We start from the raw sequence: 16,166 nt of genomic DNA, 5'->3' as shown, positions 1-16,166 counted from the left end.
TGGCCTAAGGCTGCCCCAACAAAAGGGCGGCCTTTCGGCTGTTCCGTGCCCCTCCGAATGGATCACTTGATATGACTGCTTCCGGCGTCCGCGTCCGCATTGCACCTTCTCCGACTGGCGAGCCGCATGTCGGCACTGCCTATATCGCGCTCTTCAACTATCTCTTCGCGCTGAAACATGGCGGCGAATTCATCCTCCGCATCGAGGATACCGACGCCACGCGCTCGACGCCGGAATTCGAGCAGAAGGTGCTGGACGCGTTGAAATGGACCGGTCTGAAATGGAGCGAAGGCCCCGACGTCGGCGGTCCCTACGGTCCTTACCGGCAGTCCAACCGCAAGCACATCTATGGCGAATATGTCGAGAAGATCGTTGCCGCAGGCCATGGATTCCGCTGCTTCTGTACGCCCGAGCGGCTGGAAGAAATGCGCGCCGGCCAGCGTGCCGCCGGCAAGCAGCCGAAATATGACGGCCGCTGCCTGACGCTTTCCGCCGAGGAAGTCACCTCCCGCATGGCGTCGGGCGAACCCTCCGTCGTGCGCATGAAAATCCCGACCGAGGGCGCCTGCAAGTTCCATGACGGCGTCTATGGCGATGTGGAAATCCCCTGGGATTCCGTCGACATGCAGGTCCTGCTCAAGGCCGACGGCATGCCGACATATCACATGGCCAATGTCGTCGACGACTACCTGATGAAGATCACCCATGTCGCGCGCGGCGAGGAGTGGCTGGCATCGGTGCCGAAGCATATTCTGATCTACCAGTATCTCGGCCTCGAGCCGCCTGTGTTCATGCATCTTTCCCTGATGCGCAATGCCGACAAGTCGAAGCTTTCCAAGCGCAAGAACCCGACCTCGATCTCCTATTATTCGGCGCTCGGCTACCTGCCGGAAGCGCTGATGAACTTCCTCGGCCTGTTCTTCATCCAGATCGCCGAAGGCGAAGAGATGATGACGATGGACGAGTTGGCTCAGAAGTTCGATCCGGACAATCTTTCCAAGGCCGGCGCAATCTTCGACGTGCAGAAGCTCGACTGGCTGAACGGCCGCTGGCTGCGCGAGAAGCTTTCGCCGGACGAGTTCATCGCTCGCGTCTTCGAATGGGCCAGCGAGAATGCGCGCCTCACCGAGGGTCTGAAGCTCGCGCAGTCGCGCATCGGCAAGCTCGGCGAACTGCCCCCGCTGACCGGTTTCCTGCTCGCTTCCGACGTCGGCCTGACGCCCGCTTCCTTCGCAGGCATCAAGGCGCCGCCGGCGGAGACGCTGGAAGTGCTGGAAGTCGTCCAGGCCGATCTCGAAAAGATCCTCGAATGGAATGTCGAGACGATCGAGGCGGAGCTGCGGGCCATCGCCGAGCGTACGGGCAAGAAACTCAAGGTGATCACCGCGCCGCTTTTCGTGGCGATGTCGGGCAGTTCACGCTCGCTGCCGCTCTTCGATTCCATGGCGCTGCTCGGCCGTTCGGTCGTACGCCAGCGCCTCAAGGTTGCCGCACAGGTCGTCAAGACCATGGCTGCCGCCTGAGACCGAAAGAACTGAGATGACTGATAATACCAAGCAAGACACCGCCCTTTCCTCCGACGCCGCGGAAGTCCGCGCCCAGAAGCTCGCGCTGTTGCGCGAGAAGGTCGGCGACGTCTATCCGGCGCATTTCCACCGCACGATCACCAATGCCGATCTTTCGAAGAAGTACGAGGACCTCGCGCCCGACACCGAGACGCAGGATATCGTCACTGTCGCCGGCCGTGTCTATTCCTCACGCAATTCAGGCATGTTCATGGATATCCATGACGCCTCGGGCAAGATCCAGATTTTTTCGCACAAGGACGTGACGCCGGAAGCGGCGCGCGACCTGCTGGCTCTGATCGATATCGGCGACATCATCGGCGTGACCGGCGCTGTCCGCCGCACCAAGCGCGGTGAGCTGTCGATCAACGCGCATGAGATCACCATGCTCACCAAGTCGCTGCTGCCGATGCCGGAGAAGTGGCATGGCGTCTCCGACATCGAGATCCGCTATCGCAAGCGCCATCTCGACATCATGACCAATGAGGAGTCCAAGCTCCGTTTCCAGCAGCGCTCCAGGATCGTCTCCGGGATCCGCCGCTTCATGGAGAAGGACGGCTTCATGGAAGTGGAGACGCCGATGCTCCATTCCGTCTATGGCGGCGCGACCGCCGAGCCGTTCAAGACGCATCACAACACGCTGAAGCTCGACATGTACCTGCGCATCGCGCCGGAGCTCTATCTCAAGCGCACGTTGGTGTCGGGCCTCACCGACAAGGTGTTCGAGATCAACCGCAACTTCCGCAACGAAGGGGTCTCGACCCGGCACAATCCAGAATTCACGATGATGGAGTGCTACTGGGCCTATGCCGATTACGAGGACATCATGGACCTCGTCGAGCGGTTGTTCGCCGAGCTTGCCATGGCGATCCACGGCACGACCGAATTCCCCTTCGGCGATAAGGACATCTCCTTCAAGGGTCCGTTCAAGCGAGTGCCGATGCCCGATGCCGTCAGGCAAGCGACCGGCATCGATTTCCTCGCCATCAAGACCGATGAGGAGGCACGGGTCGCCGCCAAGGCTGCCGGCTTTGCGGTCGAGAAGGATTGGACCTGGGGCGAATGCCTCGCCTTCATCTTCGAGGAGAAGGTCGAGCACACGCTGATCCAGCCGAGCCATGTCACGCATTTCCCCAAGGACATCTCGCCCTTCGCCAAGGAAGTGCCGGGCGAGCCGCGTCTGGTCGAGCGTTTCGAGACCTATTGCAATGCCTGGGAATTGGGCAACGCCTTCTCGGAGCTCAACGACCCGATCGAGCAGCGCGCCCGCATGGTCGAACAGCTAGAGCAGGCTCACGCCCGCGGCGAGAAGGACAAGCAGCTCGACGACGAGTTCCTCGATGCGATCGACCAGGGCATGCCCCCGGCCGGCGGCCTCGGAATCGGTGTCGATCGCCTGATCATGCTGCTGACCAACTCGCCCTCGATCCGCGACGTGATCCTGTTCCCGGCACGCCGCAGCAAGGCAGACTAAGCCTGATTTGAACGGGTGAGGTTCGCCTCACCCGATCGCCACTTTAATGCACAGCCTCTTCAGCTGGCTTTGCATCGTGGGATACGGGCTCCGCCTCGACATGCTTTTCGTCGGCGGGCTTGGCCTCTTCGCTGTGATCCTCGGCTGCAGGCTCGATCGGCTCCTCAGCCACGGCGTGGCTCATGTCTTCCTTGGCCGGTTGCACATCGTGGCCGTCCGCCTTGACCTGATCGCCATGATCCTCAGTGGGCTTCTGTTCGCCACCTCCAAGGCCGACCATGCTGAGCATACTGTCGAGTAACGATTGCTCGTTGGCGGGCTTCTCGCCATGGTCGGCCGACTTGGATTTCTTGTTCTTGCCGTGATTGTTCTTCTTGGCGTTCTCGTCCTCGGGGACTTCAGGCTGCGTGCAATCGGCCTTTTCCTCGACCGAACGCATCGCGGTCATCATCCCGCGAACTTCCTCGAAATCGATGACCACCTTGTCGCCGTAGAAGCGGCCCTCGTCGTTGACTGGGCCTTCATAGTAGCTCGCCATGGCCGGGGTCTTCATCTCGGGCAGGTTGCCTGGTTTCAACGCGATCAGCACTTCGGCACCGATCGCGCGGCCGCGCATGCCGGCGCGCTTGTCAGGCCCGTGGACATCGAGCACGCTGACATGGATGAGATCGACAGCATTCGACTTGGCCAATAGCCCGGCGATCCTGAGCGCCGTGCGCACGCGCTCGGGGCCGCTGGCATTCTCCATGCGGATATATTTGCGAAGCCAGAGATGCTCGGTCGGCGTCTTCAGAACCATTGTCTGGACGTCGGCGCAGAGCCCGCCGGCCGCGCTCTGCGACTGCTCGCCGAGCAGATTCTTGCCGCCGATGTAAAGTGCCGCGCCGCCCGTGCCGCCGAGAAGGACGGTGATGCCGAGGGTAATGAAGAGGAGTTTCCGGAAGAGCCGGACTTTCGGACCGCGGATTTTCAAACTCATACCCCTGACGACGCTGAACGAGCACGATCGTAAGAGTTAACTATATCGGGTCACGCGTTTCGGAAGCTTTAACGCGGTGTCTCGTGTCTATCTGCAGACGCGCACCTTCTTAACAACGACGCTGCCGCTGTAGCCGCTGACGGCAACCTTGCGCATCACGCAATTGGCGCCCGGGCGCTTTTGGTACCAGCCGCGCTTGTTCCGCCCGGCCTCACTGTCGGCGGTCGTCACCACGATGGCGAATGTCATGAGTAAAAGAATGGACGCAAGCTTCTTCATTTTCCCCTCGGGCTGAAATCAGGCCGGTTCGTTGTTTGATGAAATGTTTAAGTTTTCCGGCGATTTCGCGCTGTTCCCATGGATACAGAGCCGAAAGTGCTTGATCTGGCGCCCTCTCTCGGCCAAAAGAGCGCAAAATCAATCGAAATCGTGAGGAAACCCATGAGCGGCGGGATCGAAAGCCTGAAGAAGGAAACCAAGGACCTCATGAAGGCGCTCGGCGTCTCCAAGAAGAGCTATACCGACGGCACGATGCCGGCGCGTTCGGCCATTTCGGGCGAAGTGCTTGGCGAAATTCCCGAACATGACAAGAAGGACGCCAAGGCGGCCGTTGCGACCGCGCAGAAGGCGTTTGCCACCTGGCGTCTGGTGCCGGCGCCGAAGCGCGGCGAACTGATCCGCTTGCTTGGCGAGGAGCTTCGTGCTCACAAGACCGAACTCGGCCGTCTGGTCTCCATCGAAGTCGGCAAGATCGTCTCGGAAGGCTTGGGCGAAGTCCAGGAGATGATCGACATCTGCGATTTCGCCGTCGGTCTTTCGCGCCAGCTTACGGGGCTGACCATCGCCACTGAGCGTGCCGACCATCGCATGATGGAAACCTGGCATCCGCTCGGCACCGTGTTGATCATCTCGGCCTTCAACTTCCCGGTTGCCGTCTGGTCGTGGAATGCGGCGCTGGCGCTCGTCGCCGGCAATGCCATCATCTGGAAGCCGTCCGAAAAGGCCCCGCTGACCGCGCTCGCCACCCAGGCGCTCTTTGAGCGCGCCGTCGCTCGCTACAATAAGGACGGCGGTGCTGCCCCCGATGGCCTGTCGCAGGTGCTGATGGGCGACCGCAAGATCGGCGAAGTGCTGGTCGACCATCCCGATGTCGCGCTCGTCTCGGCCACCGGTTCGACTCGTATGGGCCGTGAAGTCGGCCCGCGCGTCGCCGCCCGCTTCGGCCGTTCGATCCTCGAACTCGGCGGCAACAATGCAGCCATCGTCGCGCCGTCGGCCGATCTCGACCTGACGCTGCGTGGCGTGGCATTTTCCGCCATGGGCACGGCCGGTCAGCGCTGCACCTCGCTGCGCCGCCTGTTCGTGCATGAGAGCGTCTACGACGCGCTGGTGCCACGGCTGATCAAGGCCTATGGCTCGGTCAAGGTCGGCAATCCCTTGGAAACCGGCACGCTGGTCGGCCCGCTGATCGACAAGGTCGCGTACAACAGCATGCAGTCCGCGCTCGAAGCAGCAAAGGCTGCAGGCGGCAAGGTGCATGGCGGCGAGAAGGTCGAGATCGAGGCGCCCGGCGACAGTGTCTATGTCCGCCCGGCAATCGTGGAGATGAAGAAGCAGGCCGGCCCGATGGTCGAGGAGACTTTCGCGCCGATCCTCTATGTCGTGAAGTACAGCGATTTCGACGCCGCACTGGCCGATCACAATGATGTGCCCCAGGGCCTGTCGTCCTCGATCTTCACCAACGACATGCGCGAGGCCGAGACCTTCATGTCGGCGCGTGGTTCGGATTGCGGCATCGCCAACGTCAATATCGGCCCGTCGGGTGCCGAAATCGGCGGCGCCTTCGGCGGCGAAAAGGAAACCGGCGGCGGCCGCGAATCCGGCTCGGATGCCTGGAAGGGCTACATGCGCCGTTCTACCAACACGATCAACTACGGTCGGACATTGCCGCTGGCACAGGGCGTGAAGTTCGACGTGGAGTGAGGTTTTCTAAGACTCGCTTGGTGTTGATAAACCCTCGCAGATTTACATCTGCGAGGGTTTATCTATTCTGTAAGAATGAAATCGTATCTCAAGCCGGTCAATCTCTCGGTCCACTACTTCGATTGCCTTCATATCGATGACAGATTGGAAGACTGGCGTGCCGAAGATCCACGACATGTGTCTCTTCTGGTAGAAATATGCGTTGGCTGGGCGGACTGGGATACAAGCCGCGAAATATTCAGCTTGCATGTCATAACCAATGATCTTCGTAGGCGTCCGGAAACTTCGCATGCTCCAATTATATATGTTGACGAATTTCACTGGCCGGATGCGAAGGCCGAGATTCTTCATTTGATAGCTAAGTGTGAGCGGGGAACATGGGACGAGAGCTTCGGTGAATTGCAAAAACGCTTTGACTTATTGTATTGGCTGCGTCGTCGGCCCTCACATGCAAAAGAGCCGCAGAGTTGCCCCCACGGCTCTCGTCAGACTAGATGCGGATAACTACACACTCAGGCACAAATATTTGATCTCGATATAGTCCTCAATCCCGTATTTCGAGCCTTCACGGCCCTGGCCGGATTGCTTGATGCCGCCGAAGGGGGCGACTTCGGTGGAGATCAGGCCGGTATTGATGCCGACCATGCCGTATTCCAGCGCCTCTGCCACCCGGAACACCTTGGAGAGGTCCTTCGAGTAGAAATAGGAGGCGAGACCGAACTCGGTATTGTTGGCCATCTCGATCACCTGTTCCTCGGTGTCGAACTTGAAGAGTGGTGCGACGGGGCCGAAGGTCTCTTCACGGGCCACCAGCATTTCGGGGGTGACGCCGGTCAGGATCGTCGGCTGGAAGAACAGGCCGCCCCTCGCATCCGGCTTGCCGCCAACTGCGACCTTAGCGCCTTTTCCGACAGCATCGGCAATGTGCTCCTCGACCTTGTCGACGGCAGCCTGGGTGATCAGCGGTCCGGCATTGACGCCGGCTTCGAAGCCGTCGCCGACCTTCATCGCACCGACCTTGTCGGCCAGCTTCTTGGCGAAGGCCTCATAGACGCCGGACTGCACATAGAGCCGGTTGGCGCAGACGCAGGTCTGGCCGTTGTTGCGATACTTGGAGACCATCGCGCCTTCGACCGCCGCGTCGAGATCGGCATCATCGAAGACGATGAAGGGCGCATTGCCGCCGAGTTCGAGGCCGAGCTTCATGATCTGGTCGGCGCCCTGGCGCATCAGGATCTTGCCGACATTGGTCGAGCCGGTGAAGGTGAGCTTGCGCACCTTGTCGTTCTCGGTGAATTCCTTGCCGATCGACGGCGAGTCCTTCGAGAGCACGACGTTGAACACACCGGCTGGCAGGCCGGCACGCTCGGCGAGTAGCGCCAGCGACAGCGCCGAAAGCGGGGTCTCTGCGGCAGGCTTCGAGATCATCGCGCAGCCGGCGGCGACGGCCGGTGCGAACTTGCGGGCCAGCATGGCGTTGGGGAAATTCCACGGCGTGATCGCCGCGACGACGCCGACCGGCTGCTTGATGACGATGATCCGTTTGTCCGGCTGGTGGCCGGGAATGGTGTCTCCATAAACGCGCTTGGCTTCCTCGCCGAACCATTCGACATACGATGCGCCGTAGAGCACTTCGCCCTTGGCCTCCGCCAGTGGCTTGCCCATTTCCATGGTCAGGATCGTCGCGAGGTCGTCGGCATTGGCGACCATGAGGTCATAGAGCTTGCGGAGAACGGCGGCGCGCTCCTTGCCGGTCTTCTTGGCCCATTCCTTCTGCGCCTTGTAGGCGGCGTCGATGGCGCGGCTTGCCTCGGCGCGGTTCATGTCGGGCAGAACGGCGATCACGTCGCCGTTGGCCGGATTGGTCACGTTGAAGGTCTTGCCGCTATCGCTCTTTGCGACCCATTCGCCGGCGACAAGCGCCTTGTCGATGGCGAGCGAAGGATCCTTCAGCTTGGAAAGCAGTGCATCTGATATCGTCATGGATCAGGCCTCTTTGGCGCATTCGCGCAGTGTGTCTTCCAGAATATCCATCGCCTCGGCGAAGACATTGTCCTGAATGGTGATCGGCGACAGGAAACGGATGACATTGCCGTGGATGCCGCAGGTGAGCAGGATCAGGCCCTTGTCGAGCGCCTTCTGGCGCACCTTGTTGGTGAAGTCGGCATTCGGCGTCTTGGTTCCCGGAACGTTGAATTCCACTGCGTTCATGAAGCCGGGTCCCCGGATATCGGCGATCTGCGGTACTTCTGAAATCAGCGAATGCAGGCGCTGCTTCAGCCGATTGCCGAGCGACTCGGCGCGTTCGTTGAGGCCTTCTTCCTCGATGACATCGAGCACGGCGTTGCCCGCCGCGATGCCGATCGGGTTGCCGCCATAGGTGCCGCCGAGGCCGCCGGGGCCGGGCGCATCCATGATCTCGGCACGGCCGGTCACCGCTGCGATCGGAAAGCCGCCGCCGAGGCCCTTGGCCATGGTGGTGATGTCAGCAACGACGCCGTAGTGCTCCATGGCAAACAGCTTGCCGGTACGGGCAAAGCCGGTCTGCACTTCATCGGCGATCAGCAGGATGCCATGCTTGTCGGCGATTTCGCGCAGCTTGGTCATGAAGGCGCGCGGCACTTCATAGAAGCCGCCTTCGCCCTGCACAGGCTCGACGATGAAGGCTGCGACGCGGGCCGGATCGACATCGGCCTTGAACAGCTTGTCGAGAACGGCAAGCGAGTCTTCGATCGTCTGGCCATGCATTTCGATGGGGAAGGGCACGTGGAAGACATCCGGCATCATCGCGCCGAAGCCGGTTTTATAGGGCACGACCTTGCCGGTCAGCGTCATGCCCATGAAGGTGCGCCCATGGAAGGCGCCGGTAAAGGCGATGATGGCGGAGCGGTTGGTCGCGGCGCGCGCGATCTTGACGGCATTTTCGACTGCTTCCGCGCCGGTGGTGACGAAGATCGTCTTCTTGGCGAAATTGCCCGGCACAGCCTTGTTTAGGCGTTCGGCCAGCGTCACGTAGTTCTCGTAGGGCACGACCTGATGGCAGGTATGGGTGAAGCGATCGAGTTGGTCTTTTACCGCCGCGATCACCTTCGGGTGGCGGTGGCCGGTGTTGACGACCGCGATGCCGGCCGCGAAATCGATATAGCGGCGGCCTTCGACATCCCAGAGTTCGGCATTCTCGGCCCGTTCGGCATAGACCTGGGTGGTGACGCCGACGCCGCGCGAGATCGCGTCGGTACGGCGGGCCGCGATGTCAGAATTCAACATGGAAGTCCCCTGAAAATGAGTGTGACGGATGATCTGCCTGCTGGAGCGAAGAGCGCTCCTCCAGCGGCCTCGAAAATATTCTTTGCATTTTTTCTGTAGAGTTGCAATATGGCCGGAAGAAAATTCAAGGCCGCGAATTCGCTATGGATGACCAGGTCCGCTACAAGATCGCCGAGGCCGCCCGCATGGCGGGAGTATCGCCATCGACCTTGCGGCTGTGGGAGAGCCAGGGGCTCGTCGAGCCTGTTCGTACCGCATCCGGGCAACGTCTTTATGAACCCTTCCACGTCGAACGGCTCAAGCGGATCAGCTGGCTGAGGACGGACAAGGGGCTCAATCCCGCAGCGATTCGCGAAGGTCTTTCAGTGGAAGGCCCGATGCCTGCCATGATGGACGCGAAGTCCGACGGGGCCGAGAAGACAATCGGGGCCCGTCTTCGTCATCTCAGGCGCGACATGGGCTGCACGCTGGAAAAGGTGGCGGACAGGACCGGCATCACGGTTTCGCTACTGTCGACCTTCGAGCGCACGTCGCAAGGTTTATCGGTCAAGGCACTGCACGATCTCGCCGATTTCTACGGGACGACGATGGCGGCGCTTACTGGCCAGGGCGAAAGCAGCGCAAGAGAATCTCTCGTGCGCAATGCCGAGTGGACCGCCTGGCCACCGACGTCATCCGGCGTCACCGTCCAGAATCTGACGACGGGCCGGCGCCAGATGGAGTGTCATCGTTTCCAGCTCGCGCCGGGCGCCTCGAGCGAAGGTGCCTACCGTCATGATGGCGAGGAATTCATGCATGTGCTGGCGGGCCGGATCGAGATCATCCTTGACGGCGACCAGTTCTTCGAACTCCGGGAAGGCGATTCCTTCTATTTCGAAAGCCGGCGGCCGCATTCCTGGCGCAATACGCATGAAGGCGAGACGGTGCTGATCTGGATCAACACGCCGCCGACATTTTGAATCTTTCGTTTCTATCGAGCAGACAAACTTCGGGCAAGCCAGACTTCGTAGCTCTCATGCAGGCCACAGACAGGTGACGGCATGGAAGACTGGGACAAGATCATCGTTCTGCAATTGAAGGACCCGAACCCGCAGGCGCTTCCGGTCCGGGACGTGAAGGATGCTGCCCGGATTCTCCTCGGCAAATGGCCCGCAAGCAGGGCACGGGCTATCGTCAGGCTGTACTGAGCTGTTCGGCGGCGCTCAAGGGCAGCGCGTCACAGGAAGCCGCCCAGTCGTCGTTCATGGCCGCCGCCACGGAGGCGGCGATTCCGTTCGAGGTCAAGGACCGGTTCGAGACCGAAATCGCTGCAGTGTGCGACGCCATATTCGAGGAAGAGAGCATAGCGTTCGCGCCCGCCGCGCCGCTTCCCGATCTGGATGGCGCTATGCCGCCTTTCTGGCCGACACGTCTGCCAGCTTCCGGCCAGTTGGCACGATAATCACTCCGGATCGGCGAATATGAATTGGGACGGATCGAGTCCCGAGATCTCCATATCCACGATCGACAATTCGTCATCGCCGGAAAAAATAACGACGCCAAGACGGGTTTCACGCACATGATTGGCGATCAATTCTTCGTAGTTGGCGAGGCCGGCCATTCCGGATAGATCGATCACGTCCTCACCCTCTTCGACCCACATGTCCTGACGGAAATCCAGTATTCGATCGACGCCGAACCCATCGGAAAAAACGAATGTATCGCGACCTTCGCCGCCAGTCAGTTGGTCACTACCTGTTTCGCCGTTGATGCGATTATTGCCATCGTTGCCGATGATGATGTTGTTTAACGCATTTCCTGTCGCTTCCGAGTTATAGTCCCATTTTAGAGTGAGGTTCTCGAAGCCTTCGCCGAGCGTCCAATCGTAAAAGGTAACGACAGTGTCAATTCCGCCATTGGGCTTCTCTACAAACTGGCTGGCTTCAAAAGTCGGCAGGTATTCGGGCGGTGGCGTGCCACCCGTTCTGAGCCAGTCGTTGACGACGCGTAGCGTGTCATTGCCGCTGCCACCATAAACGGTGCCTTCCAGGCTCCGACCACTCCATACGGAAAAAACATCATTGCCGCTGCCGAGCATGACATCTCCGGTCATGGTGCCGAAATTAAAACAAGAATCTCTTCCCGCGCCACCAAGAAAGGCAAATTCACCAGCGGTTACAGACCCAGAGTTTTCAAATCTGCTCCGCTCGTCTTTGCCCGTTCTCAGTTCGACAGCGTTTTCAAACGCAGTTATTGTCCCGCCCGAGCGATTGTAGACATTTACGGAATTGTCGCCGAACACCGCAGTGCCGCTCAGGGATACGATGTCGCCACCCTCGTTTCCGAACTCGGTGTCAAAGCCGCGTAGTTCGACAACATGTTGGGCTGCAGATACCGTGCCGCCATTATAGAAGTGCGAGCCTCTGCCAGCGAGGAGCAAGAAAGACTCATCGGCACTTGCTTCGCCGCTGTTGATGAACGTCGTTCTTGCGCCGAGAATCTCGACCGAGCCTGTTATCGTGGATTCCGTTCCTGCCATTATCCAATTATCGAATCCCGAGGAGCGGATGGCGACCTGGTCGGCATCCGCAAGGATGGCTCCGTCGATATCGATCCTGTTCCTTTCATAGCGGCGCGACTCCAGCAACACAACGTCATCGTCCGACGTCAGCTGAGCCTCTGCCGCCAGCGTCCATCTGGACTTCGAGTCAAAAATGTCGAAGCCTTTGATGCTGTCACTGTCATCGATTGTATATTTCATGAGTTCCCCTTGCTTTCCATGCGCACAACTAAAGGGCGACTGGCCGGGACGTCAATAGTCGATTTGGACAGACAGGATGGAGGGGGCGGCAGTCGCTCAGGCCGCGTTTCTGGCAGACACATCTGCCAGCTTCCGGCCAGTTGGCACAATAATTCCGGCAGCGCCTTCCAGCCAGCGATCCTTGAGCTCGAGGCTGAGGAAGCGGTGCCGTTCGAACGGGCCGGGCATCATCAACGTTGCGGTCTTCTCATGGGAAAAGCCGAAGCGCTCGTAATAGGGCGCGTCGCCGACGAGCAGAATGGCGCCATGGCCGCGTTTGGTGGCTTCAAGGATTGCCGCACGCATCAATGCAGCACCGACACCCTTGCCCTCATGCGCCGCGTCGACCGCCAGCGGGCCGAGCAGAAGCGCGGGAACGGCACGACCGCCGGGGGTTACGCCGGCCTGGATATCCCACAGGCGCACGGTGCCGATCACATGACCAGACGTATCGCGGGCGACGAGCGCCAGCCCTTCGGCCGGAATGCGGCCACGGCGGATCGCCTCGGAAGATTTCCGGCGGCGGTTCGGACCCATGGCGGTGTCGAGCAGGCGCTCGCGGGCCACCACGTCGCCGGGGTTTTCGCGGTCGATCGCGAAGGCATTTTCATTTTTTGGCGCGAAGAGCGCACGGACAGAATCAAGAACAGCGGCCATCTTGGCCTCCCGTACCCAATACCGAGTCTCACGGTGATGCTAAGGAATTGTGAAGTGCCGCCCCGGCTGGTTACGGGGCTGGCAGTATCAGATGACGTAGGACTTCAACGGCTCGAAGCCATTGAAGGCGACCGCCGAGTAGGTCGTCGTGTACGCGCCCGTGCCCTCGATCAGAACCTCGTCGCCGATCGTCAATGTGATCGGCAGCGGATACATGTTCTTCTCGTAGAGCACGTCGGCCGAGTCGCAGGTCGGGCCAGCGAGCACGACGGGTTCCATCTCGTCGCCGTCGCGCTCCGTGCGGATCGGATAACGGATCGCTTCGTCCATGGTCTCGGCGAGGCCGCCGAACTTGCCGATGTCGAGAAACACCCAGCGATGGGCGTCGTTGTCCGACTTCTTCGAGATCAGAACGACTTCCGACTTGATCACGCCGGCATTGCCGACCATGCCGCGGCCTGGCTCGATGATGGTCTCCGGAATGTTGTTGCCGAAGTGCTTCTTGAGCGAGGCGAAGATCGCGCGGCCATAGGCCTCGGAGGACGGGATGTCCTTGAGGTACTTGGTCGGGAAACCGCCGCCCATATTGACCATCTTCAGTTCGATGCCCTGCTTGGCAAGCGACACGAACACGCGCTTGGCATCCGACAGCGCCGAATCCCAGGCATCGACCTTGGTCATCTGCGAACCGACATGGAACGAGACGCCATAGGAGTTCAGGCCGAGCTGATGGGCATAGACGAGCACATCGACGGCCATCTGCGGCACGCAGCCGAACTTGCGCGACAACGGCCACTCGGCGCCTTCGCCATCGGTGAGCACGCGGCAGAACACGCGGGCGCCGGGAGCGGCACGGGCGATCTTCTCGACTTCCTCATGGCTATCGACGGCGAAGAGGTTGATGCCGAGTGCATGCGCACGAGCGACATCGCGCTCCTTCTTGATCGTGTTGCCGAAGGAGATGCGGGCAGGTGTCGCGCCGGCATCGAGCGCCATTTCGATTTCAGCCACGGAGGCGCAATCGAAGTTGGAACCCATGGAGGCGAGGAGCCTGAGGACTTCAGGAGCCGGGTTTGCCTTGACGGCATAATAGATCATGCTGTCGGGCAGGGCATGACGGAACGCCTTGAAATTGTCCTTGACGGCATCGAGATCGACCACGAGGCACGGACCGTCGGGACGTCGGGTGGCGAGAAAGTCACGGATGCGCTGTGTCATGGCATTACCCTTCCAAAGTCAAATCTCGGGCGTTGCGTCAGCCGGGTTCAAACGGCGTGATCGCTAGCCAATTGGCAAAACCCCGGCTAAACCGGAGAGCAAAACTGGGTGACGACATTGCGTTCCGGCGCCAGCCGGTGGAGACCCCGGCGCCAAAACGTGAAAGCCATCACGCGGCTTTTTGAACCAACGCCACGAAATGGCGGGAGTTCAGATTATGCCTTGGATTGGAGGGATGTCCCAACCGCACTTCCGGCAAAGAAGGTGTGCCTCTTCAGTAGCCCCGGCTGATGGAAAGCCGGGAGACACCAGAAAGGCCCGCACCGTCGTTGCTTCGAATGTCCTCGCATTATCCGGAAGGCCGGGTTTGCGACTGGAGCGGTTAGTTCCAGGTACCATACCGATTTCCTCACCACTTAGAGGACCGGCGGACACCCACGGGCACGTGCGACTTTGGGCTAGCCGTGAGATAGGGATATTCGTCGTCATAATCAAGATTTTTTTTGCCCACTGCCCAAAAAAATTTCCCGTGCTAAAACACTGGCGTCGCGAGGCTTTTAACGAATTTTTTATGATCGGGTTTTCATGGACACGCTGACACGGATGCGCGCCTTCATAGACGTGGTGGATGCCGAGGGTTATTCGGCCGCCGCGCGCAAGATGGGGCGCTCCAAGGCGCTGCTCTCAAAATATGTCAAAGAGCTTGAGGACGAGCTCGGCGCGCTGCTGCTCAATCGTACCACGCGGCAGTTTTCGCTCACCGAAGCCGGCCACACTTACTATCGCACCGCATCGGATATCCTGAAGGAGATCGACAATCTCGCCGATCTGGTGCGCGAAGGGGCCACCGACCTGAAGGGCCGGATCAAGGTTTCGGTGCCGCGCAGCTTCGTCGATGCCGATATCGGCCGATCGCTCATCGATTTCTCCATCGAACATCCCGATATCACGCTGGAGATCATTGCCGAGGATCGCTTCGTCGATCTGATCGAGGAGGGTTTCGATGCGGCGATCCGCATCACCAAGCTCGAGGATTCCGGCATGATCGCCCGCAAGCTCTGCGATTTCGGGCAATTTTGCTTCGTCTCGCCGGCGGTGCTGGAAAAATACGGTCCGATCGATGTGCCCGCAGATCTCGCCAATGTGCCCTGTATCGTCGATACCAACAGCCGCTACTATAACAACTGGCGCTTCGAGACGGCTGAAGGCCTGAGCCAGGCGGTAACGGTGTCCGGGCCGATCGAGGTCAATTCGCCGATCGCGTCCACTCGCGCCGCGATCGCGGGGCTAGGCGTCGCGATGATCCCGGATTTCGTCGCCAAGCCTAAAACGGAATGCGGCGAGCTCGTCACCATTCTCGACGAATTCATCCCCAAGGGCGGCGGCATCTACGCTATCTATCCGCACCGGCGCTATCTGCCGGCAAAAGTGCGGCGCTTCGTCGATTTCCTCTATGGCTGGTTCAAGAAGAACGGCGTGGGCAACAGTGTCGCAGCCCGGATAGATTGACGGCACCGTTCGGAATTTCGACTCATTCATGGTAAATCTGCGCGGGCAGGATTTCAGGGATCGTCACGACATGCTGAAGAAATTTCTGCCGCTCGCAGCCATATTGGCGGCATTGCCGATGGCGGCGAAGGCCCATCCACATGTGTTTGCGGATGCGCGGCTGGAAGTCGTAGCCGGCAGCGACGGCCATATCGCCGAACTCCACAATATCTGGCGCTTCGACGAGGTGTTTTCCTCGAGCGTGTTGATGGACTTTGACAAGAACACCAATCTGGTGCTCGACCCGCCGGAACTCGAGGAGATCGGCAAGACCGTCCTCGCCTCGCTGCAGGAGTTCAACTATTACACCTCACTCACGGTTGACGGAAAACTTGTCGGCGTCGCCAAGCCCGACGTGATCAATGTCGATTACAAGGATGGCCAGATCCTGATGTTCTTCGCTGTCAAGCCTGCGGCACCGATGCCGCTGAAGGGCAAGCTGACCTTCGGCGTCTACGATCCCACACTTTACGCCTCAATTGACTTCCCGACAGATGGTGACCTGGTGCTGATGGGAGATTTCAAGGCCTGCACCCATGCCATTGTGCGGCCCGACGCGGATACGGTGATCGCCGAGAACAAATCGACGCTGACCGATGCCTTCTTCACCGACCCGACGGGCACTGACATGACGAAGCTCTTTGCCACCCGGATGGAGGTGACGTGCAAATGATGGTTTCATTGCAGCGTGGAATT

Annotated in this window: 15 protein-coding genes; 8 read left to right on the top strand and 7 right to left on the bottom strand. The window is 60.0% G+C overall.

The annotated features are described in order from the left end of the window. Positions 1 to 71 precede the first annotated feature (71 nt). Complete coding sequence (gltX, locus tag IHQ71_RS22275) at positions 72 to 1,523, top strand: glutamate--tRNA ligase (RefSeq protein WP_258158607.1); 1,452 nt, start codon at positions 72 to 74, stop codon at positions 1,521 to 1,523. Between the two features lie 16 nt (positions 1,524 to 1,539). Then, on the top strand, positions 1,540 to 3,039 hold the full coding sequence (lysS, locus tag IHQ71_RS22270; RefSeq protein ID WP_258158606.1) for a lysine--tRNA ligase: 1,500 nt from the start codon (positions 1,540 to 1,542) through the stop codon (positions 3,037 to 3,039). Positions 3,040 to 3,082: 43 nt separating this feature from the next. Here the strand turns inward: lysS and IHQ71_RS22265 are convergent, their stop codons facing one another. Together IHQ71_RS22265 and IHQ71_RS22260 are read right to left on the bottom strand one after the other, a co-directional pair. After that, complete coding sequence (locus IHQ71_RS22265; RefSeq protein ID WP_258158605.1) at positions 3,083 to 4,012, bottom strand: hypothetical protein; 930 nt, start codon at positions 4,010 to 4,012, stop codon at positions 3,083 to 3,085. Between the two features lie 93 nt (positions 4,013 to 4,105). Then, a complete protein-coding gene (locus IHQ71_RS22260) occupies positions 4,106 to 4,297 on the bottom strand; it encodes a hypothetical protein (protein WP_258158604.1) in 192 nt (63 codons plus the stop codon). Between the two features lie 162 nt (positions 4,298 to 4,459). Here IHQ71_RS22260 and IHQ71_RS22255 point away from each other — a divergent pair, with 162 nt between their 5' ends. Next, the gene (locus IHQ71_RS22255; RefSeq protein ID WP_374989902.1) at positions 4,460 to 6,001 is read left to right on the top strand and encodes an aldehyde dehydrogenase family protein; all 1,542 of its coding nucleotides are present in this window, start codon (positions 4,460 to 4,462) and stop codon (positions 5,999 to 6,001) included. 75 nt (positions 6,002 to 6,076) lie between these two features. Then, entirely contained in the window at positions 6,077 to 6,505 is a 429-nt protein-coding gene (locus IHQ71_RS32080) for an Imm8 family immunity protein (protein WP_374989901.1), read from the top strand. Here IHQ71_RS32080 and IHQ71_RS22250 read toward each other — a convergent pair whose 3' ends face one another. Together IHQ71_RS22250 and IHQ71_RS22245 are read right to left on the bottom strand one after the other, a co-directional pair. Then, positions 6,506 to 7,984: an NAD-dependent succinate-semialdehyde dehydrogenase gene (locus IHQ71_RS22250; RefSeq protein WP_258158603.1), complete on the bottom strand. Its 1,479-nt coding sequence runs from the start codon at positions 7,982 to 7,984 to the stop codon at positions 6,506 to 6,508. Positions 7,985 to 7,987: 3 nt separating this feature from the next. Continuing rightward, positions 7,988 to 9,268, bottom strand: a complete 1,281-nt coding sequence (locus IHQ71_RS22245) for a 4-aminobutyrate--2-oxoglutarate transaminase (protein ID WP_258158602.1) — start codon at positions 9,266 to 9,268, stop codon at positions 7,988 to 7,990. A 143-nt stretch (positions 9,269 to 9,411) separates the two neighbouring features. Here IHQ71_RS22245 and IHQ71_RS22240 point away from each other — a divergent pair, with 143 nt between their 5' ends. Next, positions 9,412 to 10,227, top strand: a complete 816-nt coding sequence (locus IHQ71_RS22240; RefSeq protein ID WP_258158601.1) for a MerR family transcriptional regulator — start codon at positions 9,412 to 9,414, stop codon at positions 10,225 to 10,227. Positions 10,228 to 10,412: 185 nt separating this feature from the next. Then, positions 10,413 to 10,709 carry a DUF982 domain-containing protein gene (locus tag IHQ71_RS22235; protein ID WP_258158600.1) on the top strand — a complete coding sequence of 99 codons (297 nt, stop codon included), beginning with the start codon at positions 10,413 to 10,415 and terminating at the stop codon, positions 10,707 to 10,709. Here IHQ71_RS22235 and IHQ71_RS22230 read toward each other — a convergent pair whose 3' ends face one another. The 3 genes from IHQ71_RS22230 to odc2 form a co-directional block, all read right to left on the bottom strand. Beyond that, on the bottom strand, positions 10,710 to 12,008 hold the full coding sequence (locus IHQ71_RS22230; protein WP_258158599.1) for a hypothetical protein: 1,299 nt from the start codon (positions 12,006 to 12,008) through the stop codon (positions 10,710 to 10,712). A 96-nt stretch (positions 12,009 to 12,104) separates the two neighbouring features. Next, on the bottom strand, positions 12,105 to 12,704 hold the full coding sequence (locus tag IHQ71_RS22225) for a GNAT family N-acetyltransferase (protein WP_258158598.1): 600 nt from the start codon (positions 12,702 to 12,704) through the stop codon (positions 12,105 to 12,107). 87 nt (positions 12,705 to 12,791) lie between these two features. After that, entirely contained in the window at positions 12,792 to 13,922 is a 1,131-nt protein-coding gene (odc2, locus tag IHQ71_RS22220; RefSeq protein ID WP_258158597.1) for an ornithine/lysine decarboxylase, read from the bottom strand. A 585-nt stretch (positions 13,923 to 14,507) separates the two neighbouring features. On the opposite strand from odc2, the gene IHQ71_RS22215 reads away from it, so the two are divergent. Further along, positions 14,508 to 15,431, top strand: coding sequence for a LysR family transcriptional regulator (locus tag IHQ71_RS22215; protein ID WP_258158596.1), 924 nt, complete (start codon positions 14,508 to 14,510; stop codon positions 15,429 to 15,431). Between the two features lie 70 nt (positions 15,432 to 15,501). Further along, positions 15,502 to 16,143 (top strand): DUF1007 family protein, encoded by a 642-nt coding sequence (locus IHQ71_RS22210; protein WP_258162914.1) that lies wholly within the window; start codon positions 15,502 to 15,504, stop codon positions 16,141 to 16,143. Positions 16,144 to 16,166 lie beyond the last annotated feature (23 nt).

The sequence above is a fragment of the Rhizobium sp. TH2 genome, from assembly GCF_024707525.1.
In the GTDB taxonomy this organism is placed as follows: domain Bacteria; phylum Pseudomonadota; class Alphaproteobacteria; order Rhizobiales; family Rhizobiaceae; genus Rhizobium_E.
The sequence above is the reverse complement of the archived record's forward strand: the minus strand, read 5'-3'. Positions and strand labels throughout refer to the sequence as shown.